Annotated in this window: 19 protein-coding genes and 1 other annotated feature; of the genes, 15 read left to right on the top strand and 4 right to left on the bottom strand. The window is 45.5% G+C overall.

Annotated elements, in window-relative coordinates; translation table 11 throughout:
* The first annotated feature begins 84 nt into the window (after positions 1-84).
* The 7 genes from ACNAZ4_RS15470 (at position 85) to ACNAZ4_RS15440 (ending at position 8688) form a co-directional block, all read left to right on the top strand.
* Positions 85-609, top strand: coding sequence for a cytochrome c3 family protein (locus ACNAZ4_RS15470; protein ID WP_214709189.1), 525 nt, complete (start codon positions 85-87; stop codon positions 607-609).
* Positions 602-2035 carry an ammonia-forming cytochrome c nitrite reductase subunit c552 gene (locus ACNAZ4_RS15465; RefSeq protein WP_415815726.1) on the top strand — a complete coding sequence of 478 codons (1434 nt, stop codon included), beginning with the start codon at positions 602-604 and terminating at the stop codon, positions 2033-2035. The genes ACNAZ4_RS15470 and ACNAZ4_RS15465 overlap by 8 nt, the downstream gene beginning before the upstream one ends.
* A gap of 681 nt (positions 2036-2716) precedes the next feature.
* The gene (locus ACNAZ4_RS15460; protein WP_415815724.1) at positions 2717-3901 is read left to right on the top strand and encodes an MDR family MFS transporter; all 1185 of its coding nucleotides are present in this window, start codon (positions 2717-2719) and stop codon (positions 3899-3901) included.
* Between the two features lie 135 nt (positions 3902-4036).
* A complete protein-coding gene (locus ACNAZ4_RS15455) occupies positions 4037-4573 on the top strand; it encodes a CueP family metal-binding protein (RefSeq protein ID WP_415815722.1) in 537 nt (178 codons plus the stop codon).
* 96 nt (positions 4574-4669) lie between these two features.
* Positions 4670-6034 carry a sigma-54 interaction domain-containing protein gene (locus tag ACNAZ4_RS15450; RefSeq protein WP_415815720.1) on the top strand — a complete coding sequence of 455 codons (1365 nt, stop codon included), beginning with the start codon at positions 4670-4672 and terminating at the stop codon, positions 6032-6034.
* Between the two features lie 350 nt (positions 6035-6384).
* Complete coding sequence (locus ACNAZ4_RS15445) at positions 6385-7704, top strand: GntP family permease (RefSeq protein WP_415815718.1); 1320 nt, start codon at positions 6385-6387, stop codon at positions 7702-7704.
* A gap of 207 nt (positions 7705-7911) precedes the next feature.
* Positions 7912-8688, top strand: a complete 777-nt coding sequence (locus ACNAZ4_RS15440) for a 3-hydroxybutyrate dehydrogenase (RefSeq protein ID WP_415815716.1) — start codon at positions 7912-7914, stop codon at positions 8686-8688.
* A gap of 61 nt (positions 8689-8749) precedes the next feature.
* Here ACNAZ4_RS15440 and ACNAZ4_RS15435 read toward each other — a convergent pair whose 3' ends face one another.
* A complete protein-coding gene (locus tag ACNAZ4_RS15435; RefSeq protein WP_415815714.1) occupies positions 8750-9472 on the bottom strand; it encodes a FadR/GntR family transcriptional regulator in 723 nt (240 codons plus the stop codon).
* Positions 9473-9964: 492 nt separating this feature from the next.
* Between ACNAZ4_RS15435 and glcD the strand changes: the two genes are divergently transcribed.
* From glcD to ACNAZ4_RS15410, 5 genes are all read left to right on the top strand, one after another.
* Positions 9965-11371 carry a glycolate oxidase subunit GlcD gene (gene glcD, locus ACNAZ4_RS15430; protein ID WP_415815712.1) on the top strand — a complete coding sequence of 469 codons (1407 nt, stop codon included), beginning with the start codon at positions 9965-9967 and terminating at the stop codon, positions 11369-11371.
* A 2-nt stretch (positions 11372-11373) separates the two neighbouring features.
* Entirely contained in the window at positions 11374-12705 is a 1332-nt protein-coding gene (locus ACNAZ4_RS15425; RefSeq protein WP_415815710.1) for a (Fe-S)-binding protein, read from the top strand.
* 168 nt (positions 12706-12873) lie between these two features.
* Positions 12874-13094 (top strand) — a binding site (T-box leader).
* Positions 13095-13169: 75 nt separating this feature from the next.
* Positions 13170-15584: a leucine--tRNA ligase gene (gene leuS / locus ACNAZ4_RS15420; RefSeq protein ID WP_415815708.1), complete on the top strand. Its 2415-nt coding sequence runs from the start codon at positions 13170-13172 to the stop codon at positions 15582-15584.
* Positions 15585-15759: 175 nt separating this feature from the next.
* Positions 15760-16071 (top strand): rhodanese-like domain-containing protein, encoded by a 312-nt coding sequence (locus tag ACNAZ4_RS15415; RefSeq protein WP_415815706.1) that lies wholly within the window; start codon positions 15760-15762, stop codon positions 16069-16071.
* Positions 16072-16127: 56 nt separating this feature from the next.
* The gene (locus ACNAZ4_RS15410; RefSeq protein ID WP_144477167.1) at positions 16128-16313 is read left to right on the top strand and encodes a sporulation protein Cse60; all 186 of its coding nucleotides are present in this window, start codon (positions 16128-16130) and stop codon (positions 16311-16313) included.
* 537 nt (positions 16314-16850) lie between these two features.
* Here ACNAZ4_RS15410 and ACNAZ4_RS15405 read toward each other — a convergent pair.
* Entirely contained in the window at positions 16851-18119 is a 1269-nt protein-coding gene (locus ACNAZ4_RS15405; protein ID WP_415815704.1) for a BaiN/RdsA family NAD(P)/FAD-dependent oxidoreductase, read from the bottom strand.
* 269 nt (positions 18120-18388) lie between these two features.
* Between ACNAZ4_RS15405 and ACNAZ4_RS15400 the strand changes: the two genes are divergently transcribed.
* The gene (locus ACNAZ4_RS15400; RefSeq protein WP_415815702.1) at positions 18389-20017 is read left to right on the top strand and encodes a putative polysaccharide biosynthesis protein; all 1629 of its coding nucleotides are present in this window, start codon (positions 18389-18391) and stop codon (positions 20015-20017) included.
* Between the two features lie 43 nt (positions 20018-20060).
* On the opposite strand, the gene ACNAZ4_RS15395 is transcribed toward ACNAZ4_RS15400, so the two are convergent.
* Positions 20061-20309: a hypothetical protein gene (locus ACNAZ4_RS15395; RefSeq protein ID WP_415815700.1), complete on the bottom strand. Its 249-nt coding sequence runs from the start codon at positions 20307-20309 to the stop codon at positions 20061-20063.
* A gap of 106 nt (positions 20310-20415) precedes the next feature.
* Here ACNAZ4_RS15395 and ACNAZ4_RS15390 point away from each other — a divergent pair, with 106 nt between their 5' ends.
* Entirely contained in the window at positions 20416-21132 is a 717-nt protein-coding gene (locus tag ACNAZ4_RS15390) for a pseudouridine synthase (RefSeq protein ID WP_415815698.1), read from the top strand.
* A gap of 92 nt (positions 21133-21224) precedes the next feature.
* Here ACNAZ4_RS15390 and ACNAZ4_RS15385 read toward each other — a convergent pair whose 3' ends face one another.
* A complete protein-coding gene (locus ACNAZ4_RS15385; RefSeq protein WP_023626930.1) occupies positions 21225-21446 on the bottom strand; it encodes a DeoR family transcriptional regulator in 222 nt (73 codons plus the stop codon).
* Between the two features lie 491 nt (positions 21447-21937).
* Between ACNAZ4_RS15385 and pepV the strand changes: the two genes are divergently transcribed.
* Complete coding sequence (gene pepV / locus ACNAZ4_RS15380; protein WP_415815696.1) at positions 21938-23353, top strand: dipeptidase PepV; 1416 nt, start codon at positions 21938-21940, stop codon at positions 23351-23353.
* Positions 23354-23367 lie beyond the last annotated feature (14 nt).

Raw genomic sequence — 23367 nt, 5'->3', positions numbered from 1 at the left:
TTAATAAGGCTGTTTTCGTAACAACAATGTGAGTACGAATGCGAAGACAGTTTTTAGTAGTTTGCTTTAAGGGAGGTGAAAGAGATGCTGAAAAAGCTGCTGGGAATAGACAAGAAGATGCTGTTATTCATTGGTGTGTTCGCTGGAATCATTGTTTCTGTCGTCACGGTCAAGACACTCGCTTATACGGATTCACCTGAATTCTGTTCAAGCTGCCATATCATGACAGAGGTCCATGACTCGTTTTCCGATTCCAACCACGCCGGGCTGGCCTGCGGGGACTGCCATTTGCCTCATGAGAACATGGTGAAAAAATACACCTATAAGGCAAAGGCGGGCATGACCCATGTGTACTACAATACGCTGGGGGAAGCGAAAATCCCGAAGGTGCTCCACGCAACGGAAAGCTCTGACGAAGTCATCAATGAGAACTGCATCAGCTGCCATGAAAACACGCTGGAAAATGTTTCGCACGATGCAAAGGACAGCTGTTCAAGCTGCCACCAGGCAGTTCCGCACGGCAAAGGCTTCAAGACAGAAGATTATTTTAAACCGCCGAAACCAGGCGAGCTTTTAGAGAAAAAAGGAGGTACGATGAACAATGGCTAAAAATTTCCGCTGGGCATATTTGCTCCTTGCGGCTGTCATGCTCATCATAACAGGCTGCTCCGGCTCAGAGGAAGAAGCGACTTCCGCAAGTGAGCTGAAAACGGGGCTAAGCAAGGATGAAATCAGCAATGAGGCCTTCAAGGACCTTTTTCCGCTACAATATGACAGTTATTTGCAAAATGAAAAAATGGAAGATACGAAATACAGCGGTTCTGTTAAACGAAGCAAATTCGACCATGATAAGGAGCCGTATTTGCCTGTTCTTTTTAACGGGTATGGGTTTGCGACCGAGTACAATGAGGACCGTGGTCATATTTATGCAAATGAAGATATCCGTGCGATCGCGCGGATCACTGACAAGTCAGTCGGTTCATGCTTAACCTGTAAGTCGACTGCCGTACCGCACATGATCGAGGAAATGGGTGATGACTACTGGAGCGGCAATTTCAACCAGGATATCTGGCCGAAAGCAGAAGCGATGGGCCATTCGCCAATCGGCTGTTCAGACTGCCATGACCCGCAGACGATGGACTTGCGTGTCACCCGCCCAAGCTTCATCAAGGCAATGGAATCACAGGGCATCGACATGTCCAACCCAACCAAGAATGACATGAGGAACTATGTCTGCGGCCAATGCCACGTAGAGTACTACTTTGCTGCTGACAATAGTGAAGTTACTTATCCTTGGGCAAACGGATTCAAGCCTGAAGACATGTATGAGTACTATGAGACTACCGCCAAAGAACAAGGTTTCGAAAAGGACTGGGTCCACAATATTTCTGGGACACCAATGCTGAAGTCCCAGCACCCTGACTTTGAGACACATATCGAAGGTCCGCATGGCGAGGCTGGAGTAACATGTGCAGACTGTCACATGCCATATGACAGGGTCGACGGCAAAAAGAAAATCAGTTCACACTGGTGGACGTCTCCTCTGAAGACAATGGATCAGTCATGCGCAACCTGCCATAGCAACAGGGATATTGATGAGCTGAAAGATCGCGTAATGGGAATCCAGGAAACACATATGGAAGCTCTTCATAAGGCCGAGGATATTTCGATTACTTCACACTATTACGTGAATAAGATGATTACCTCAGGAGTAAGTGAAGAAAAGATCAAGCAGGCGCAGGAGCACATCAGGAAAGGACAATGGTTCTGGGATATTGTAGCGGCTGAAAGTTCGGCTGGATTCCATAATCCGCAGGGAGCCATGGATTCATTGAGGGTTTCAATTGAAGAATCAAACGCGGCAATCAATATTGCCATCGAAGAATTGACCAGGAAAGGCGTCAATTTAGAAGAGCTCAAGACAGAGATTGAAAAGGTGAAGAAGGCTGTTTACGACGAAAAAGATAACTTCAAGAAGAAAGACAAAGCAATCAACAGTTACTTCCCGGCCCAACAGCCAGCTCCAAAAAAATAGAGAATAGTAAATTCAGAGAATAGATAAATAGGAAAACACTGTGCAAATGCTAGTTTGTACGGTGTTTTCTTTAGTTTTACAGAAAATGGGGTGGGTGTCAATAATCCAGGATTTGTTTTCACAAATTTCTGGAATACCACGTTTTTTTGGAGAAACTGACGTCGATTCTGCATAATTGAATGCATCCCCAAAAAAAATTATTCCGTGATTCCTTCTCATATTTCCGCGGACTAAAAAACAAAAGTAATTCCCTCATTCCAACTCAAAAAAAATAGAAAATTTCAACTTCGCATTTCTGCATAAATTCCTATTGCAACCAATTGTGAAAAGCTCTAGAATTACTTTGGTATTGTGTAGGAAATTAAAATTATATGCTGTTTGGGTTGCTGTATATGTTTTCTTAATCCAGCTCCAGCGCCTAGCCCCTCGAGTCACTTGTCTAGTGTCGCCTCCTAGAAACTCCGAAACTTCAACTCCGCCGGCAGAAGCAAAAAGCGCTTCTTTGTCGGAGTTTCCAGTTTCTGCGTTTCTGGACAGTCGGCTATACTTTTCGATTTCGGTCCGCCCAATGAAGTCAAAGAACGACTTCACTGGTCGGCCCTCCAGTGCTTGTCGGGGCTGAACAAGGCGCTTGCGCTTTTTGTTTTTTCGAAACTTATAGAATGAAAGAAGGCGTTTTTCATGCCTAGAGCCTTGTGGCTTTTGATTATTGGGATGGCAGTCAATGTTACTGGTTCCTCTTTTTTATGGCCTTTGAACACAATCTATATACATGATCACCTCGGCAAATCATTGTCTGTTGCCGGCATCGTCTTGATGCTGAATTCCGCTGCGAGCGTAATCGGCAATCTTTTTGGCGGCAGTCTTTTTGATAAAATCGGCGGTTACAAGTCTATTATTCTTGGAATCAGCATTACGATCGTGGCACTGCTCGGCTTGACTTTTTGGCCGGGATGGCCGCAGTATATTTTCTTTTTGACACTGGTTGGTTTTGGCTCTGGAATCGTATTTCCGGCGATGTACGCAATGGCTGGGTCGGTCTGGAAAGAAGGCGGCCGTAAAGCATTCAACGCCATTTATGTGGCTCAGAATCTCGGAGTTGCTGTTGGAGCAGCGCTTGGCGGACTCGTCGCATCCTATTCATTCCAGCTGATTTTCATAGCGAACGTAGCAATGTACCTGATTTTCATGATGATTGCTATTTTGGGCTATCGCGGTATTGACACCAGGGCTGCGAAGCAAACGAACGTCCTCCAGGAAAACGGCATGATCAAAAGCCATACCAAGTTGTATGCGCTTTTGATCCTGGCTGTCGGCTATTTGCTATGCTGGGTTGGATACGTCCAATGGCAAACAACGATTGCAGCGTACACTCAGGAATTGAACATTTCCCTGAACCAGTACAGTATCCTCTGGACCATTAACGGTGCATTGATCGTGCTTGGCCAGCCAGTCGTGAACAGGCTGATCAAGCCGTTCCAGAATAAGCTGAAACTGCAGATCATCATCGGAATGGTCATTTTCATGGTTTCCTACGCGGTGGCGGCAGGAGCTCATGCATTCTCAGGATTCGTTGCTGGCATGGTGATCCTGACGATCGGGGAAATGCTGATTTGGCCGGCTGTACCAACAATCGCTAATGACCTCGCTCCAAAAGGCAGGGAAGGCTTTTACCAGGGAATCGTCAACAGCACCGCTACTGGCGGCAGGATGATCGGGCCACTCATGGGCGGAATCCTTGTCGACCTGTACGGTATGCCCATGTTATTCGCAGTCCTGATTGCGATCATGTTCGCCGGGATCTTCACTACCGTAATTTATGACCGTAAATTAAAGGAATCTCACAATGTTGCTGCACAAGCATAACGGAAGGAGCTGGGCTAGATGTCCGGCTCCTCTTTTAATTGGTCACAATATATGCATTTTTTCTCGATGAAAAATGCATATTTTACATTTAAAATAAGATATAATCATATTTTGAAAGATAAGGGGGTGAATGGGTTGAAATTTAAAATCTTCGGAATTGTGTTTTTGGCTGCTGGTTTGTTAACTGCCTGCAATGGCAATGGCGGAGAAGAATCGGCTGAACCTGAACAACAACAACAGCAAAACATCAAGGAATTGGTGAGTGATTACAGCACAGGCAAGATTAAGGGCCACAATGCTTCCATCACCTCACATGAGCTGACGATTGCGGACAGTGAAGGGGACAAGCAAGTCTATGACATTTCGAAAGAAGACTTCTTCGTCTCAATCGCACCTTATGAAAATCAGACCCATCCTTGAACGAATCATAGCTTGACAGGTTGTCAAGGTGAATTGGTTGAAAAAGAGTTTGATGTATATATTGAGGATGAGGACGGAAACGTGATCGTTGACGAAAAGATGAAGTCCCAGCAGAATGGATTCATCGATTTATGGCTTCCACGTGATAACAAGTTCAAAACAAGGATTGAATCTGAAGGTAAAAGTGTTGAATCTCAAATATCCACTTTTGAGAATGACCAGACCTGCATCACGACCATGCAGTTAATGTAGGCGAAAGCACCTGTTTTGTTTCAGGTGCTTTTTTCATGTTGTATATTATTTTCAGAAAAATATGATAAAATCAAAAGAAAAACCAGGTGGCGGATTATGAATACGAAGCTTCTGCATATTCCAGCAGACATTATTGAGACGATTGTCGAGAATGCGTTTGAATGGCTTGTGGTCGTAGATCGGGAAGGAAGGATCATTTATATTAACCATAATTATTGTGAATTCCTTGAAGTCAACCGTGAAGAAACGATAGGCAGGCATGTGACTCAAGTCATCGAGAATACCAGGATGCATATTGTGGCCCAGACCGGCAAGGAAGAACTGGCAGACCTGCAGTACATCAAAGGCAATTACATGATTGCCAACAGGGTCCCGATCATAAAAAATGGAGAGGTTATAGCTGCATTTGGGACCGTGTTTTTCAGGGATACTCAGGAATGGATGAAAATGGACAGCCATGTGAAAAGCCTGCTCACAAGGATGCAGCCATACATCCAGAAAATTGATTCTGGCGTGAAATATACGCTTGATGACATTCTTGGCGAATCTCAGCAAATTGTCAGTTTAAAAGATAAAGTGAAAATGGTGTCAAACAGCGATATTTCGATTTTGATCAGGGGAGAGAGCGGAACAGGTAAAGAACTGTTCGCCCACAGTATCCACCAGTTAAGCAGCCGAAGCCAGAAGCCTTTCATCAAGGTGAACTGCGGCGCCATCCCCGAAAACCTTCTGGAATCCGAGTTGTTTGGCTATGAAGAAGGAGCGTTTACAGGCGCGAAAAAGGGAGGAAAGAAGGGGAAATTCCAGCTGGCCAATGGCGGCACCCTCTTCCTGGATGAGATTGGGGACATGCCGTTAAGCATGCAGGTTAAACTGTTGCGCGCCTTGCAGGATGGGGAAATTGAGCCGATTGGTTCAACGAAATCGATTTCGGTTGATGTACGGATAATTGCTGCCACCAACAGGCCGCTAGAGAACATGATTGAGGAAAAGCGGTTCAGGGAGGATCTGTTTTACCGGATCAATGTCGTACCGTTCAGTGTCCCTCCATTAAGGGAGCGAGCTGAAGACTTGAAGCTCCTGATCGCCTATTTTATCGACAAGGTCACGAACCGGTTAGGCAAGCGGATTGCAGGGATGGAAAGGAATGTGATGGAAATTCTGAAATCCTACAGCTGGCCGGGGAATATCCGCGAATTGCAAAATGTCATCGAAGCTGCGGTCCATTTGACAAAGGGAGAACAAATCACCATGGATTCCCTGCCGGATTACCTGCAAACACAGACTGCCATATATCGTTTCAACAATAAGAAGCTTAAGGATATTGTTGAAGAAACAGAAAAATGGGTACTGAAGCAAAGTCTTGAAAGGAATCATGACGACAAAGTCCTGGTGGGAAGGGAACTGGGAATCAGCAAGTCCACACTGTATGAAAAGCTTAATAAATACGGTCTCTTGTAGTCCGGAAATTCGGAATGCTGTCCGAGTTTCCGGACTTCCTTGTTTTCTAGCAAAATTAAGGTGGGTTTTCACTGTATGAATGTTATTAATCAACAGGAGAAGGACAGGTTAAAAAAGCAAATCTCTATTAAGGAAGATGAATAGAAGATTAATAGAGTCCGGAAATCCGGAAATAAATGACTGAAAATTATAAAAAATAACGGTCCCGTCCGCAATGAAAAGTTGGCACGATAGTTGCAATAAGATAAGACAGCAATTTTATTCAATCTTTTTGTAAGCGTTATCAATTCGAAGGACAGGGAGGGCAGTTTGCGGTTGTTTTCATTTAAAAAATACAAGGGGGAAAAAGTATGCTGAGTATGATTGGATTGATTGGCGGTTTGGCTTTATTGATTTATCTGACGATGAGGGGCATGAACCTTCTGATTGTCGGGCCGATTTCGGCGTTGTTCGTTGCTGTGTTGAGCGGGATGCCACTGTTTCCGCAGCTGGCTGAAGAAGGCGCGGCCAACTTTGTTGGGAACTATATGACTGGGTTTTCGGGATTCGTTACTGCATGGTACATGATGTTCCTGCTCGGGGCGATTTTTGGAAAAGTAATGGAGGACAGTGGCGCGGCTGACAGTGTGTCCGAATTCATTGTCGATAAGCTGGGCATGAAGTATGCTGTGCTAGCCATTGTCGCTGCCTGTGCCGTATTGACATATGGCGGAGTCAGCTTGTTTGTCGTAGCATTTTCTGTTTATCCAATGGCTTTAAGCTTGTTCAGGCAGGCAAATCTGCCAAGGCGTTTCATTCCAGCTGCATTGGCCTTCGGGTCGGTTACCTTCACGATGACGTCTGCCGGTTCTCCGGAGATCCAGAACTGGATCCCGATTGAATTCCTTAATACTTCTCCGCTTGCAGGCTGGGAGGTAAGCGCCATCGTTGCCGTCTTCATGATGATTTTTGGTTACTGGTGGCTGAAACGAATGATCACAAAGGCCGTCGCAAAGGGGGAGAAATTTGAAGCGCGAAAGACAGACCCGACGATGGAGAAACGCGAGCTGCCACATCCTTTAATGGGGCTGATTCCTTTGGTTGTGGTATTGGTGATTTCCTTCGTTTTCCATGATTCATTGAAACAATCAGCGCTGATCATCGCTTTGCTGGGTGGCGTTGTATCTGCCTACTTATTGAATCGTAAGTACTTCAAAAATTTCTGGGAAGCACTTTCAGAAGGAACGATGGGTGCCTTGATTGCAATCGGCAACACGGCTGCAGTCGTCGGATTCGGCGGTGTGGCGAAGGCAGTGCCGGCCTTCCAGACAGCGGTTGATGCGATGACGAATATCCCGGGAAGCCCGTTGATCGGGGCGGCGATTGCCGTCAGTGTTATTGCCGGGATGACTGGTTCAGCTTCAGGAGGCCAGGCAATTGCGCTTCCATTGCTCGCACCTCATTACATGGATATGGGCGTCAATCCGGAAGCCCTCCACAGGGTAGCAGCCATTTCCTCCGGTGCACTTGATTCCCTGCCGCATAATGGTTATGTGGTCACGACTGTCCGGGCCATCTGCGGCGAGTCCCATCAGGATGCATACAATCCAGTCGCAGCCGTGACTGTCATTGTGCCGCTGATTGGCGTGGCCATCGCGATTGTTCTGTTCTCTCTAGGATTAGGTATTTAAGGAAGGCTGTTTTCGTAAAGATTGTTGTTAAAATCCTAAAGCCGATTTTAACGTGATAATAGCCATTGTGTAGGTCGGTACTAAGTTTGCAAGCTCTTTTCTCATAATAGTCGTGAATTGTGTGAACAATCTTAACTAATTCAACCCTATTTTGTAGCATACAGCAACAAAGTTTTAGAAAAGAGCCTTAAGGAAAGGAGTTTCCCGATGGTAAAAGATAAAGTAATCCTGATTACCGGTGCCGCCCAGGGAATCGGATTTGAGATCGCACGTGGTTTTGCTCAGCAGGGCGCGAAGGTATTTTTAACGGATTTACAGGAAGAAGCTGTGGGAAAAGCAGCTGCCAGCCTGCGTGAAACTGGATATGAAGCAGCGGGTTTAAAATGTGATGTCACGAGCGAAAAAGACATTGAACAGGCAGTTGAGAATTGCGTTAGGCACTTTGGGCGTGTCGATGTTCTCATCAACAATGCCGGACTGCAATATGTTTCCCTGATCGAAGACTTTCCTACTGAAAAATTCGAACTGTTGATCAAGGTGATGCTGACAGCTCCGTTTGTAGCCCTGAAGCATGTGCTGCCAGTCATGAAAGAGCAAGGTTCTGGCCGGGTGATCAACATGGCGTCCATCAATGGGCTAGTTGGTTTTGCCGGTAAAGCAGCTTATAACAGTGCCAAGCACGGAGTCATTGGTTTGACGAAGGTAGCTGCACTCGAAGCGGCTGAGTATGGCATCACAGTGAACGCAGTCTGCCCCGGGTATGTCGACACACCGCTTGTGCGGAATCAGCTTTCAAGCCTTGCAGAAACAAGGAATGTCCCGCTTGAAAAAGTGCTTGAAGAAGTCATTTTCCCGCTCGTGCCGCAAAAGCGGCTGCTGGCTGTCGAAGAAATCGCCAGCTATGTGATGTTCCTCGCCAGTGATGCAGCAAAAGGAATCACTGGCCAGGCTGCTGTCATCGACGGAGGGTATACGATACAATAATCAAAATAAGCTGGCCACCTTTTCGGTTGCCAGCTTATTTTGAATTAATATGATCTATTCCCTAATTTTTTGCCTGGTCTATGTATTTATGGAGTATCATTTCGACGTTCTCGATATGGCTGAGCATCACACGCCTTGCTTCTTCTGCATCCTGGTCCTTAATCGCTTCGTAAATAGCATGATGTTCCTCATAGAGGCGATCTGTTGTAGTTTGTTTCGAGTAGAGCCAGAGCCTTCGTGTTTCCTTCATCGTTTCTCCCATCAGTCCTGAAACATGGTTCATCAGGCTGATCAACAATGGATTATGCGAGCTTTCAGCAATGGCCATATGAAATTGTAAGTCTGCCTTTTCACCAAGCTCCTCATCACCACTCGCACTCTTCATTTCCTCGAGCGCTTCCTTTATTGTCTGCAGCTGGTGTTCTGTCCGTTTCTTTGCAGCGGAAAAGACGGTACCGGCCTCAAGAATTTTCCTTACTTCCAACAGATGAGCTGTATCCTGTGCATTCATCAGGATGGCTGTCGATAAAGGGAAACTGATTTGCTCAGACTCGAACTGTTTCACATATGTTCCTTCGCCCTGCCTGATTTCGATGAGCCCTATCGCTCTCAAAGCTGTCAATGCTTCCCTGATGGCAGAACGGCCCACCTGGAAGTTCTCCGCCAGCTGCTGGACAGAATCCAATTTATCCCCTGGCTGCAATTCACCAGAACTGATCATCGTGTGGATTGCTTCTGCGACTTCTTCATATATCTTCTTAGGTTTTATTTTATTGTATTGCAAGGTATATCCTCCAAAGTTCGTTCTCTTGACTCTCATTATACAGTTTTATCCCATATCAATAATAATTTTTATTGGTAAGTAACGGGAAATTTCATTCATTATGCGGTACTTTACCTTAACAATATTTTACTAAATGTAAATATATATTGAAATTGCCCTAATGAACATTCTATAATTTGAGGTATGGTCATCTGATGACCATACCACTATTTTGTAAGCGATTCCTAATCGACTTTTTCAGGGGGATTGTTTTCGGTGAAAAAATAATATATCCGCAAAACAGCTCGCTTCACAAAAATGATTATTTCCGCTAATTTGCATTGATTGTTGTTTTCAAATTCTTATGTTCATGTCAGTCTTCGGCATTCTTCCATCGGCTCTGCTACGGTCGTAAAGAAACCAGAAGCTGAATCTTTCTTTTATCTGCGAGAACAGCAAAATTTTCAAGAACTGATGAATGGCTTTATTTAACTTTACGGAGGGGGAACACTCATGCTTACAAATACGGTCAAAGAAAAAATCGTTTCAATCGTAACTGCTGCCAATTTTGATGATTCCAAAACGGGGCGGCTTGTCTATTCATATGATGCTACACCTAATTTTCAATCAATGCCGGACGCGGTTGTAAGTCCACGCAACAAACAGGAAGTATCGCAGATTGTGAAAATATGCAACGAGAACCAAATCCCGATTGTCCCTCGCGGATCAGGAACGAATCTTTGTGCAGGCACTTGTCCGACAGAAGGCGGAATCGTGCTTCTTTTCAAACATATGAACAAAATCCTTGAGGTGGACGAAGAGAATCTTACCGTCACTGTGCAGCCAGGGGTTGTAACGCTTGATATGATCCGTGCCGTCGAACCCAAAGGCCTATTTTACCCACCAGATCCAAGCTCTATGAAAATATCAACCATCGGCGGCAATATCAATGAGAATTCTGGCGGCCTCCGCGGGTTGAAGTATGGGGTGACAAGGGATTACGTAATTGGGCTTGAGGCTGTGCTCCCAAACGGGGACATCATCACCACAGGAGGGAAATTGGCGAAGGATGTTGCCGGATATGATTTTACCAGGCTGTTGGTTGGTTCCGAGGGAACATTGGCCGTCATAACCGAAGCAACACTTAAACTGATTCCTATGCCTGAGACAAAACAAACCATGCTGGCTTTGTACCAAGATATAGAAGCTGCAGCTAAATCAGTTTCCAAGATTATCGCCAGCAAAATCATCCCGGCTACGCTGGAATTCCTGGATCAGCCGACTTTGAGAGTAGTAGAGGATTTTGCCAAGATCGGGCTGCCGACAGATGTCAAAGCAGTGTTATTGATTGAACAGGATGGTCCTAGAGAAGTGGTCGAGCGTGACATGGCGAGGATTGCCGAAGTTTGTAAAGAAGAAAAGGCTGTATCTGTGCAGCTTGCACAAACTGAAGCTGAGGCTGAAGCACTGAGGACTGCGCGCCGAAGTGCGTTGTCAGCACTTGCGAGATTAGCACCGACGACCATTTTGGAGGATGCGACTGTACCAAGGTCAGAGATTGCGAGAATGGTTAATGCCATCAATGAAATTGCTGAAAAGTATGACTTGAATATCTGCACTTTTGGCCATGCGGGAGATGGAAACCTTCACCCTACATGTGCTACAGATTCACGGAACCATGATGAAATGGAAAGAGTCGAGAAGGCATTTGCGGAAATCTTTGAAAAGGCGATTGAATTCGGCGGGACGATTACGGGTGAACACGGCGTTGGCGTCATGAAGGCACCTTACCTGGAGTTGAAATTAGGAGCAGCAGGAATTGCGGCTATGAAGGCAGTGAAAACGGCTCTCGACCCTAACAATATCATGAATCCTGGCAAGGTATTCGCGAAGGACAGCAGGAAACGGGTGGTGGTTTAACAATGACAACAATTCAAGAACAGCAGAGAATCCAGACAGAATTCCAGGAAAAGATGAACCACGACGAACTATTGAACTGCATGCGCTGCGGGTTCTGTCTGCCAACATGTCCGACCTATATCGAATCGGGCTATCAGGAATCACATTCACCACGCGGGCGGATCGCTTTAATGAAGGCCGTCGTCGATGGGGTCATCGAACCGGATGAGGATTTTGAACGGTCACTTGACCTTTGCCTTGGCTGCCGTGCGTGTGAACCGGTCTGCCCATCAGGGGTGAACTATGGCCATCTTCTCGAAGATGCCCGTGATATTGTCAATCAAAACAAGAAGTTTTCAATGCCGGTAAAAGTGGTCAGAAATGCTGTCTTCAAAGGTCTATTCCCGCATCAGGAGCGGATGAGGGGACTGACTGGACTGATTGGCTTCTATCAACGTTCCGGCCTGCAGAAAGTGGCGCGTGGAACAGGTGTGATGAAGCTGTTCCCTGAGTCGCTCGCAACGATGGAAAAGGTTCTTCCGCATGTGCCGACAATGAAGGAAATGAAAAATCGTCCTGAGCACCTTGAAGCAATTGGCACGAAGACGCATAAGGTCGCATTTTTCAGCGGCTGCCTGATGGATACGATGTTCCTGGAAACAAACAATGCAACGATGAAGCTCTTGCAGCTTGCAGGCTGTGAAATTGTCATTCCGAAGGACCAGGCCTGCTGCGGAGCGCTTCATGGACATAGTGGTGAAAAGGAAGGTGCGAAGGAGCTTGCCCGCCGCAATATTAAAGCCTTCGAGGACACAGGGGTCGATTTCATCATCACCAATGCAGGGGGCTGCGGTGCCTTCCTTGTTGACTATGACCACTTGCTTAAGGATGATCCGGAATGGAAGGAAAGAGCCCAGGCATTTGCCGATAAAATCATGGATATCTCCCAAATCCTGGTCGAAGTAAGCTTCCATGAAAAAGTGGACTTGAAGCTCCCGCATCAAATCATTACGTACCAGGATTCATGCCATCTTCGCAATGTCATGAAAACAGCTTCAGCACCGAGGACATTGCTGCAGTCCATCAAGGGAATTCAATACCAGGAAATGCAGAATGCTGACCGTTGCTGTGGTTCAGCAGGCATATACAATATCGTCGAGAGTGAAATGTCCATGCAGCTCCTCGATTCCAAAATGGTAGAGGCAAAGGCCACCCATGCAACAACGATTGTAACCGCAAATCCAGGCTGCCTTCTTCAAATGAAGCTCGGGGTTGAGCGTGAAGGACTCTCTGGCAAAATGAGAGGCGTCCATATTGTTGATTTGCTTTTAGAGGCCGCAGAAACGGAAAAGTAAACACCTAGAACCCATCTGAATCTGCAGATGGGTCTTTTAAGTCCACGCCCTTTATGTAAAAGGCTGCACCAAAAGGCATTACAAGCATATACTACTCACTATCATCAAAAATTCTATCCCCGCTTGCATATGCGAGGGAATTTTATTACAATAACTCTATATTGATAACGAAAGACTTCGACAAGGAGTAGTAGTGGTGCAAAACCTGTGCAAGAGAGCTGGCGGCCGGTGCAAGCCAGACAGGATCCATCACGAACTCGCCTTTGAGTCGCATACGTGAACACAAAAGTAGCGTTTGCCGTTTTCCGCGTTAAGGATGAATGAAGCGAGTGTTACACACTAATTTGGGTGGTACCGCGGGAGATCATACATAACCTCTCGTCCCTTTTACAGGGGCGGGAGTTTTTTATTTGCATAAATTCAACCGCTAAAATAAATCGAAACCAAACAGGAGGACATTGACGATGAGTTTCAACCATCAGGAAATCGAGAAAAAATGGCAAGCTTATTGGGAACAGAACAAAACATTCAAAACAACTGAAGATAAAGGGAAAGAGAAGTTTTACGCTCTTGATATGTTCCCTTATCCATCCGGAGCAGGTCTTCACGTTGGCCACCCGGAAGGATACACGGCGACAGATATCCTTTCCCGCTTGAAAAGGATGCAAGGCTTCAACGTCCTTCATCCAATGGGCTGGGATGCATTCGGTCTTCCGGCAGAGCAATACGCATTGGATACAGGAAATGACCCTGCAGAATTCACAGAGAAGAACATCAATACATTCCGCCGCCAGATCAAAGCATTAGGTTTTTCATACGACTGGGACCGGGAAGTCAACACGACGGATCCGGAATACTACAAGTGGACGCAATGGATTTTCCTTAAGCTATATGAAAAAGGCCTTGCCTACATTGACGAAGTAGCTGTTAACTGGTGTCCGGCACTTGGAACAGTTTTGGCGAACGAAGAAGTAATCGATGGAAAAAGTGAGCGCGGCGGACATCCGGTGGAACGCCGTCCGATGAGACAGTGGATGCTGAAGATCACTGCGTATGCAGACCGTCTTCTTGAGGACCTTGATTTGCTTGATTGGCCGGAAAGCCTGAAGGATATGCAGCGCAACTGGATCGGCCGTTCAGAGGGTGCTGAAGTCACATTCAACATCGAAGGACATGACGGAACGTTCACGGTTTTCACAACTCGTCCTGATACACTTTTCGGTGCAACTTATGCGGTGCTTGCACCAGAACATCAGCTTGTTGATTCAATCACGACAGCTGAACAGAAGGCTGCAGTCGAAAAATATATCGATGAAATCAAGAGCAAGAGTGACCTTGAGCGAACGGACCTTGCGAAGGACAAAACAGGCGTCTTCACCGGCGCTTACGCCATCAATCCGGCCAACGGCGAAAAAATGCCAATCTGGATTGCAGACTATGTCCTTGCTTCATATGGTACTGGTGCCATCATGGCAGTACCTGGCCATGACGAGCGTGACTATGAGTTTGCGAAAAAGTTTGATTTAGAGATCAAGGAAGTCGTAGCCGGCGGAAACATCGAAAAAGAAGCTTACACAGGCGACGGCGAACACGTTAACTCTGAATTCCTAAACGGCATGAACAAAGAAGAGGGCATCAGCAAGATGATCGCATGGCTTGAGGAAAAAGGCATTGGTACGAAGAAGGTCACTTACCGCCTTCGTGACTGGCTGTTCAGCCGCCAGCGCTACTGGGGTGAGCCAATTCCAATCATTCACTGGGAAGATGGCACAATGTCTGCTGTTCCTGAAGACCAGTTGCCTTTAGTTCTTCCTAAAACGACGGATATCAAGCCTTCTGGTACAGGCGAGTCTCCACTTGCCAATATTCATGACTGGGTGAATGTCGTGGATCCTGAAACAGGCAAAAAAGGCCGCAGGGAAACGAACACAATGCCACAATGGGGTGGCAGCTGCTGGTACTATCTGCGCTATATTGATCCGAAGAATGATCAGGCACTTGCAGATAAGGAAAAATTAAAGCAATGGCTGCCTGTTGATATTTATATCGGAGGCGCAGAGCACGCAGTACTTCACTTACTTTACGCTCGTTTCTGGCACAAGGTCCTTTATGATGTAGGCGTAGTCCACACGAAAGAGCCATTCCAGAAGCTTTTCAACCAGGGAATGATTCTTGGTGAAAATAATGAAAAAATGAGTAAGTCAAAAGGAAATGTCGTCAATCCGGATGAAATCGTTGCTAGCCACGGCGCGGATACACTTCGCCTTTACGAAATGTTCATGGGACCACTTGAAGCATCGATTGCATGGTCTACAAATGGCCTTGATGGTTCACGCCGCTTCCTTGACCGCATCTGGCGCCTGTTCGTCGAAGAAAATGGCAGCCTGAGCTCGAAGATCAAGGATGTTGAAAACCAGAACCTGGAAAAGGTCTACCACCAGACGGTTAAAAAGGTAACTGAAGACTATGAGGGACTTCGTTTCAATACAGCGATCTCACAAATGATGGTCTTCATTAACGAAGCGTATAAGGCTGAGGAACTCCCTAAGACATACGTCGAAGGTTTCGTGAAAATGCTTGCGCCAATAGCGCCGCATATCACAGAAGAACTTTGGCAAAAGCTTGGCCACAGCGATTCGATCACATATGCAGCATGGCCAGCATATGATGAAGCCAAACTTGTCGATGACGAAGTCGAAATCGTTGTCCAGGTGAACGGGAAGATCAAAGCGAAGATGATGGTTCCTGCAGATGCCAACAGAGAAACACTTGAGCAGATCGCAATGGGAGACGATGCCGTTAAAGAGCAAATCGACGGCAAAACAGTCCGTAAAGTAATCGCAGTACCAGGAAAGCTTGTCAATATTGTCGCTAACTAAATATTTTGCAAAGGATCGCCGTGGCGGTCCTTTGTTTGCAAACGCGAAATACCCCATAAGGTTTTTTCTTTGTATTATAAAAAGAGTTTTTATATAATAGATAGGGGAAAATACATTATGGTATCGAATCCTTTAAGAAGGATAAATCTTTATTGAAAATTGGAGGAAATGACTTATGAATAAAATCGAAACAATCTCAACTGAAGAACTTCAAAAGAAACTGGAATCAGGCGAAAAGCTTGAAATGGTTGATGTACGTGAACATGACGAAGTTGAATCCGGCATGATCCCGGGAGCCAAGCACATCCCAATGGGCGAAATTCCTGAAAGAATGAACGAATTCGATAAGGACAAGGAATACATCTTCATCTGCCGTTCAAGCGCACGCAGCGGCAACGTCTGCCACTATATGAACGAGCAAGGCTACAAAGTCCGCAACATGGTTGGCGGAATGATGAGCTGGGGCGGAGAAACAAAACGACCATAATTATAAAATTCTGAAAATCTGGCCAGAATGGATGGTAAAAAGGAAGGAAGATTACCTTGATCCAGGTCAGAGTGTTTGATCATGAGCATGAAAAAGATCTCGAACAGGATATGAACGTGTTTCTTGAAAAGCTAGATGAAAAAAAACTTCTCGACATTAAATACAATGTCGCGGTCATACCCGAAGAAGAGGATGAAGAGCAGATTTACTGTTTTTCAGCCATGATTGTGTACAGAGCCTGAGATTTGAAGCAGGCTCTGTTTTTATGTAAGACCATTTTTTAAGAAATTGCTGCTTTTTTACTGCATTTTTAAGATTTTTTCTAAATAAATAGCCGGAAGAATTCCGCTTATTTAGGAAACTAGTTGTAAACTTGCTGAAATAGCCGGAGAAATTCCGCTTATTTGATTTTAAACCGCGAAAATTGGGGACTTTTAACTGAATAGACGGAAAAACTCCGCTTATTTCCGCTTAAAATAACTTCATTTTAAAAATAACCGGAAAACTTCCGCTTATTTTTTGCTCATCGGTTACCCTATATGCCGTTTTTTCGCAGTTAAATCCATCACCCTTTATCCATGACAACATAGTTTACGAAAAAAGCAATTTGTGACATCCCATATACATAGAGAGTGTCTGTCATCAAGTCCCTGACGGACAAAAACCGATTGAAACTGAACAAAAGTGTCCATCATCGAGGTTATGACGGACAAAAAACAGCAAATAATCAAAAAAAGTGTCCATCACGTCAAGCTGTGATGAACACTAAATACATATTTCTAATTCTCCAGCGCATACCCGGCTGCATTGCTTCCGGCTAACCTTCCGGTGACCAGTGCTGAGGTAATGTTATATCCTCCTGTATATCCATGGATATCGAGGATTTCACCGCTGAAATACAGTCCTTCTGCTTTCTTGGATGCCATTGTTTGCGGCTCGACTTCTTTGACGGATACGCCGCCGCCGGTGACGAAGGCTTTATCAAGCGGCAGGGTGCCATTGACTTTGAACTCGAACTGCTTCACTGACCTCGCGAAGTTCCTGATTTTTTCATGGCCCAGCTGTCCGCCCTGCATGGCCGGATCGATTTCGTTCCGCTCCAGCAGGAACATCAAGTAGCGTTCAGGCAAAAGGCCTTTGAGCAAGTTTTTCACCGCTTTCTTTGGCTCCGCTTTTATCAACTTATTGATTTCCTGGAACACTTCTTCTTCCTTCATGTCAGGAAGGGCATCCAGGGACATGACGACTTCTTTCAAATCCCATTTCTGCATCGCTTTGACGACGAATTGGCTGCAACGCAGGACGGCTGGCCCGCTGATGCCAAAATGGGTGAAGATCATGTCCATCTTGTGTGTGATCAGAGCTTTTCCTTTAGGGTTCAGGACACTGAGCGCAATCCCTCTCAAGGAAAGTCCCTGCAGAATCTTTTCCTTTATAAAAGGTTCGGAAGAGGTCACGGGCACTTCGGTCGGAAAAAGGGTTGTGATGGTGTGGCCTGCTTTTTCTGCCCAGGCGTACCCATCACCAGTCGAACCGGTATGGGGCACGGATTTGCCGCCGACGGCAATGATCACGCTGTCTGCTAAAATCTTTTCACCATTTTTCAATTCGACAGCTTCAACTTTTCCATCCTTGTAATGAACATCGGCCACAGGAGTATTAGTCTTTATTTCTACTTTTAAATCTCTAAGCTTTGATAAAAGAGCATCCACAACGGATTGCGCCTTGTCTGAGACCGGGAACATCCGGCCGTGGTCCTCTTCTTTCAGCTGGATGCCGAGCCCTTCGAAAAAAGAAATGATATCTTCATTGCTAAAAATCGACAGCGCGCTGTATAGGAACCGTCCATTTCCGGGTATATGTTTAATGATTTCATCCACAGGGAGGCGATTAGTCACATTGCAGCGTCCGCCGCCGGAGATGGCCAGCTTGCGGCCTAGCTTGTCCCCTTTATCGATCAGCAGCACCTTAGCACCTTGCTCACCTGCAGCAATCGCAGCCATCAAGCCAGAAGGCCCGCCGCCGAGGACGATTACATCGTATTTCATTGCTTCACCAACTTTTCGTTTCACTTTTTTGAAATGCAGTCACGCACTTTTCTTATTATAATGCATCTCTTCTTTAAAAACATTGCCATGACTGAGAAATTCAAACCTCTTCAGCCTGAAAACTGGCAGTCAGCCTGAAGAAGGAGTAAACTAGGGAATGCAGGAAATTTCTGCATCCATTGATAAATATCACAGTGCCGGATAATGTTTATGGTAAAATACAAGTTTGTAAACTGATTTTATTTTATAGATTGAAAAGTAGGGATTATATGTCATCTAAGCTATTACGAGGGACGTTCATACTGACGATTGGCACGATTTTATCCAAAGTATTGGGATTGTTTTATGTCATTCCCTTTTTTGCGATCGTAGGAGATTATGGGACCGCCTTATATTCGTTCTCTTACATTCCATATACAATTTTCATAAGCATCGCCACAGCCGGTGTGCCGCTGGCTGTATCGAAATTTATAGCAAAATATAATGCTCTTGAAGAGTATGGGGTCGGCAGGAAGCTGTTTAAGTCAGGAGTCGCAGTCATGCTTGCGACAGGCATTTTGTCATTCCTGATCATGTATATAACGGCACCTGGTCTGGCAGATATTGTCATGAACACTAGTGGAGAAGATCATGCGAAAATAACGGCAGATGATGTGACAACGGTTATCCGGGCAGTCAGTTTCGCGCTGATCGTTGTTCCGTTCATGAGCTTGATCCGGGGCTTCTTCCAGGGACATCAGTCGATGGGACCTTCTGCAGTATCCCAGGTAATCGAGCAGATCGTCCGGATCATTTTCGTGCTCGCGGGCGCATATTTTGTCCTCAATGTCCTGAAAGGCGACATGGTTACAGCTGTAAGTGTCGCCACGTTCGCGGCGTTCATAGGTGCACTGGGCAGTCTGGCAATACTGGGATGGTATTGGGTAAAAAGAAAGCCGCACTTGGATAAATTGCTGGAAGAAGATAAAAAGACGATGGATATTTCCTTAAAGGATATTTATAAGGAAATCCTTCTTTATGCAGCTCCATTTGTATTCGTCGGGATAGCCAATCCGCTGTTCCAGTTTGTTGATATGATGACCTTCAACAGAGCGATGATGGCAATTGGCAATAGCCAGAATGAAGCGAATACCGCGTTTTCGGTGCTGAATTTCCAATCCCATAAGCTGGTTATCATTCCTGTTTCGCTGGCTACGGCTTTTTCATTGACACTGGTTCCAAGCATCACGAAGGCTTTTACAGAAAACGACCGGAAGGGAATGCGGAGGCAGCTTGATCAAACATTCCAGGTCCTGATGTACCTGACAGTGCCGGCTGCAGTCGGAATTGCCCTTCTGGCAGAACCGATGTACACCGTCTTCTATGCACATAATGATCTCGGAACAGAAGTATTGGCCACGTACGCCCCAGTTGCCATCCTATTCGCGTTATTTTCCGTAACCGCGGCAATCCTGCAGGGAATCAATGAACAGCGTTTTACGATCTTAAGCCTGCTCACGGGATTGTTGGTAAAATTAAGCCTTAACATCCCGTTAATCAAGCTGTTTGAAACACAGGGGGCAGTGATTTCAACTGCGATAGGATATATTGTTGCGATTCTCATCAATATGCTTGTGATCAAAAAGTTCGCAAAGTATCCAATGGGATTTGTGGCGAGAAGGATAATTCTTATTCTTGTATTCTCTGGTTTGATGGCAGGTGTAACAGCTGCATTCTATGGAATGCTTGTCCAGTTCCTGTCACCGGCTGCCAAGTTCCAGTCAATTGTGATCATCGTAATTTCTGCTGTTGTTGGTGCAGGTGTGTATTTTTATCTTGGTTTCCGGACCAAACTGGTGGACAGGCTCTTCGGGGATCGGGTCACCAAAATCAAGCGCAAATTAAGGCTGCCGGTTTAATAGGAAAATGGCCTTCGGTTACGAAGGCCATTTTTAATTCATTCTAATAGTAAAACTGTTGGTCATTGTCGCGGATATTCAGGCGGCGCTCAATCCTGTCGACCCTGCGCTCCAGCCGGTCCAGCTGGTTGTTCAATCTTTGGATCTGCCGTTCAATGCGGTCTATTTGGCCGCCGCCCGGATATCCGCCGCCCGGATATCCGCCACCCGGATATCCACCTCCTGGATAGCCTCCGCCCGGCAGTCCGGGAAGCGGGATGTACAAGCCTTGCCCTTGTTGACGATAATTCATTTTCAGGTCATCTCCTCGTAATATAAAGTAAAGTATGATATTAGTCTATGTATGGCAAAACGAAATGGAATGGGCATATGCCCATGTGAATTAGAGGAGGTATACGATGAGGATAGATAAAGTGCTCTCCAACCTTGGTTATGGGAGCAGGAAAGATGTGAAAAAGCTTTTAAAAGATGGTGCTGTCAAAGTGAATGGCCAATTCATCAAAGATGCCAAGCAACATGTGGATCCTGAAAATGACACTATCACTCTGAACGGAGAGCAAATCCATTATCGCGAGTTTATCTATTTAATGATGAACAAACCGCCTGGGGTCATTTCTGCAACGGAAGATAACCATGATGAGACTGTCATCGACCTGCTTGAGATGGAAGATCTGGTCTTTGAGCCATTTCCAGTCGGAAGGCTTGATAAGGATACGGAAGGCCTTTTATTGATCACGAATGACGGCCAGCTGTCCCACCGGCTGCTATCACCGAAAAAGCATGTTCCGAAAACGTATTTCGCGGTGATCGAGGGGGAAGTGACAGAAGAAGACATTGAAGACTTCAAACATGGTGTCACTCTTGATGACGGATACAAAACGAAACCCGGAGAGCTTGTGATTTTAAAGTCAGGCCTGACTTCGGATATTGAACTGACCATTACGGAAGGGAAGTTCCACCAGGTGAAGCGCATGTTCGAGGCTGTTGGCAAAAGGGTTGTTTACCTGAAGCGTTTGTCAATGGGCCCGCTTCAGCTTGATGAAACACTCGAGCTTGGAGAGTACAGGGAGCTTACCGACGAAGAATTGGATATGTTGCAAAATTATGAAGTATAAAAAATCGCCGAGGGTGATCCCCCGGCGATTTTTTGCTTATATTTAATTGTTAAGTGCTACTTGAGGATTTACTTTTATGTTTCGACTTTCTACTAAGACGACATCTTTACTTTTTTCTGGGTCGTTGTCCATTTACCTCGGCTCGGACTTTTCACTAAGTCGTTATAAGCCAGGACATTCAAATCCCTCTGGATGGTTCGAGGAGTAATTCCGAATTCCTCTACAAGATCTTGAGTTGTGACAGTTCCATTCTGACATATATACATGTAGATGGATTTGATGCGGTTTATCATCCGGTTAGTCGAAGGTTTCAAACAACCACTCCCTATCCTTTTTTAAACCCCTTTGTCATATTCCTGCAACCGACGTTGATTGAAGACGAATCCTCAAGTATGTAGTTTTCTTCTTTCCAGACAGCTCCTTTTGCGTCCATTTTAAAAAGGAAGTCATAAGATGTCCTACCTTTTGGACTATTTTACACTTTAATCTGATAAAATTCCAGATTATTCACTGTTTTTTATGAAAATTTAACAATTAGTTATTGATCTGCCTCCTTCTATACGGTTTATATACTTAACGATATGGTGTTAAATAAGCTAAATATGACAGTTATTAGAAAATTTAAAAATTTTATCAGGATCTTTTTCATACCCAAAAAGTTTACGGATAAAGAAAAGTAGGAGTAAAATAATATTCAAGTTTTGATGTGGGGATTTGCGGTACAATAAAAACATCTTCCCGCTTAAGTTATTCCTTTCAGGGGAAAGAAAGAGATACATACTACTCTCATTTGGAGGTTTTGACCATGACATCCATCAACTGGACTATGGAAGTAGAAAAAAGAAAAGCGGATTTGATCAAAGATGCTCAAGATCTGCTGAAAATCAAGAGTGTACTTGATGAGGAAAACAGCACTCCTGAAGCGCCGCTTGGTGAAGGTGTGAAGGAAGCGTTGGACTTCATGCTTCGATTAGGCGAAAAGGATGGCTTTACCGCCAAGAATGTTGGCAATCTTGCCGGCCATCTTGAATTCGGGCAGGGAGAGGAAATTGTTGGAGTCCTCTGCCATGTCGATGTCGTGCCGGAAGGGGATGGCTGGTCGAGCGATCCTTATGGTGCAGAAATCCGCGACGGGAAAATCTATGCCCGCGGCGCCATTGATGACAAAGGACCAACCATGGCTGCATATTATGCTATGAAAATCGTCAAAGAATTGGGCTTGCCCCTCAATAAGCGTGTCAGGATGATCGTTGGCACAGATGAAGAAAGTGATTGGCGCTGTGTCGATCATTATTTTGAGCATGAAGAAATGCCTTCGATGGGATTTGCCCCGGATGCTGATTTTCCAATCATCTATGCAGAAAAAGGAATCGCTGATTATGACTTAGTATGCAAGGCGGCAGGTATTGAAAAAGAGAACTTTGATGCCGAAGTAATCGAGTTTTCATCTGGACGCCGCTATAATATGGTGCCGGATTACGCAAAAGCCGTGCTGTCTGTGCAGCAGGGGCAGACAGATGTTGTCCAGCGCTTTGATGAATTTAAACGGAAAAATGAATTGGATGGCAAGGCGACCGTCGAAAGCGGCAGGCTTGTCCTTGAGCTCGAAGGAGTTTCAGCCCACGGCATGGAGCCGGACAATGGGAAAAACGCAGGCCTGTATATGGCAGCCTTCCTTTCTGAACTAAACCTTGATGGAAACAGCGAAAAGTTCTTTCAGTTTACCGCGAAATACCTGGGCAAGGACTCACGCGGCAAGGAAATGGGCGTTGCCTTCGCAGATGATATCACTGGAGATTTGACAATCAATGTCGGCAAACTCTCATATAACACTGAGAACGGAGGGCGTGCCGGATTGAACATGCGCTATCCGGTAACGACGGATCTGGAAAAAACGAAAGAAACCCTGCAACAGCTTTTGGATGCTGAAGGATTGGCCATTGAGAATTTCACGAATTCCAATCCACATCATGTCGATGAAAATGATTTCCTGATCCAGACCCTGAAAAAGGTGTACGAGGAGCAGGTTGGTGAAAAAGCAGAGCTAATCTCGATTGGTGGCGGAACCTATGCAAGGTCATTGGAATCCGGCGTGGCATTTGGCCCGCTGTTCCCTGGCAGACCGGATATCGCACACCAGAAGGATGAATATATGATTGTTGAGGATCTCCTGAGGGCAACTGCGATTTATGCTCAGGCTATTTATGAATTGGCAAAGTAACTGAAAATCAAGGA

It is taken from the genome of Mesobacillus thioparans (genome assembly GCF_965138835.1).
Taxonomy (GTDB): domain Bacteria; phylum Bacillota; class Bacilli; order Bacillales; family Cytobacillaceae; genus Mesobacillus; species Mesobacillus thioparans.
Note: the sequence above shows the minus strand (reverse complement) of the source record. Positions and strands in the feature narration are given on the sequence as shown.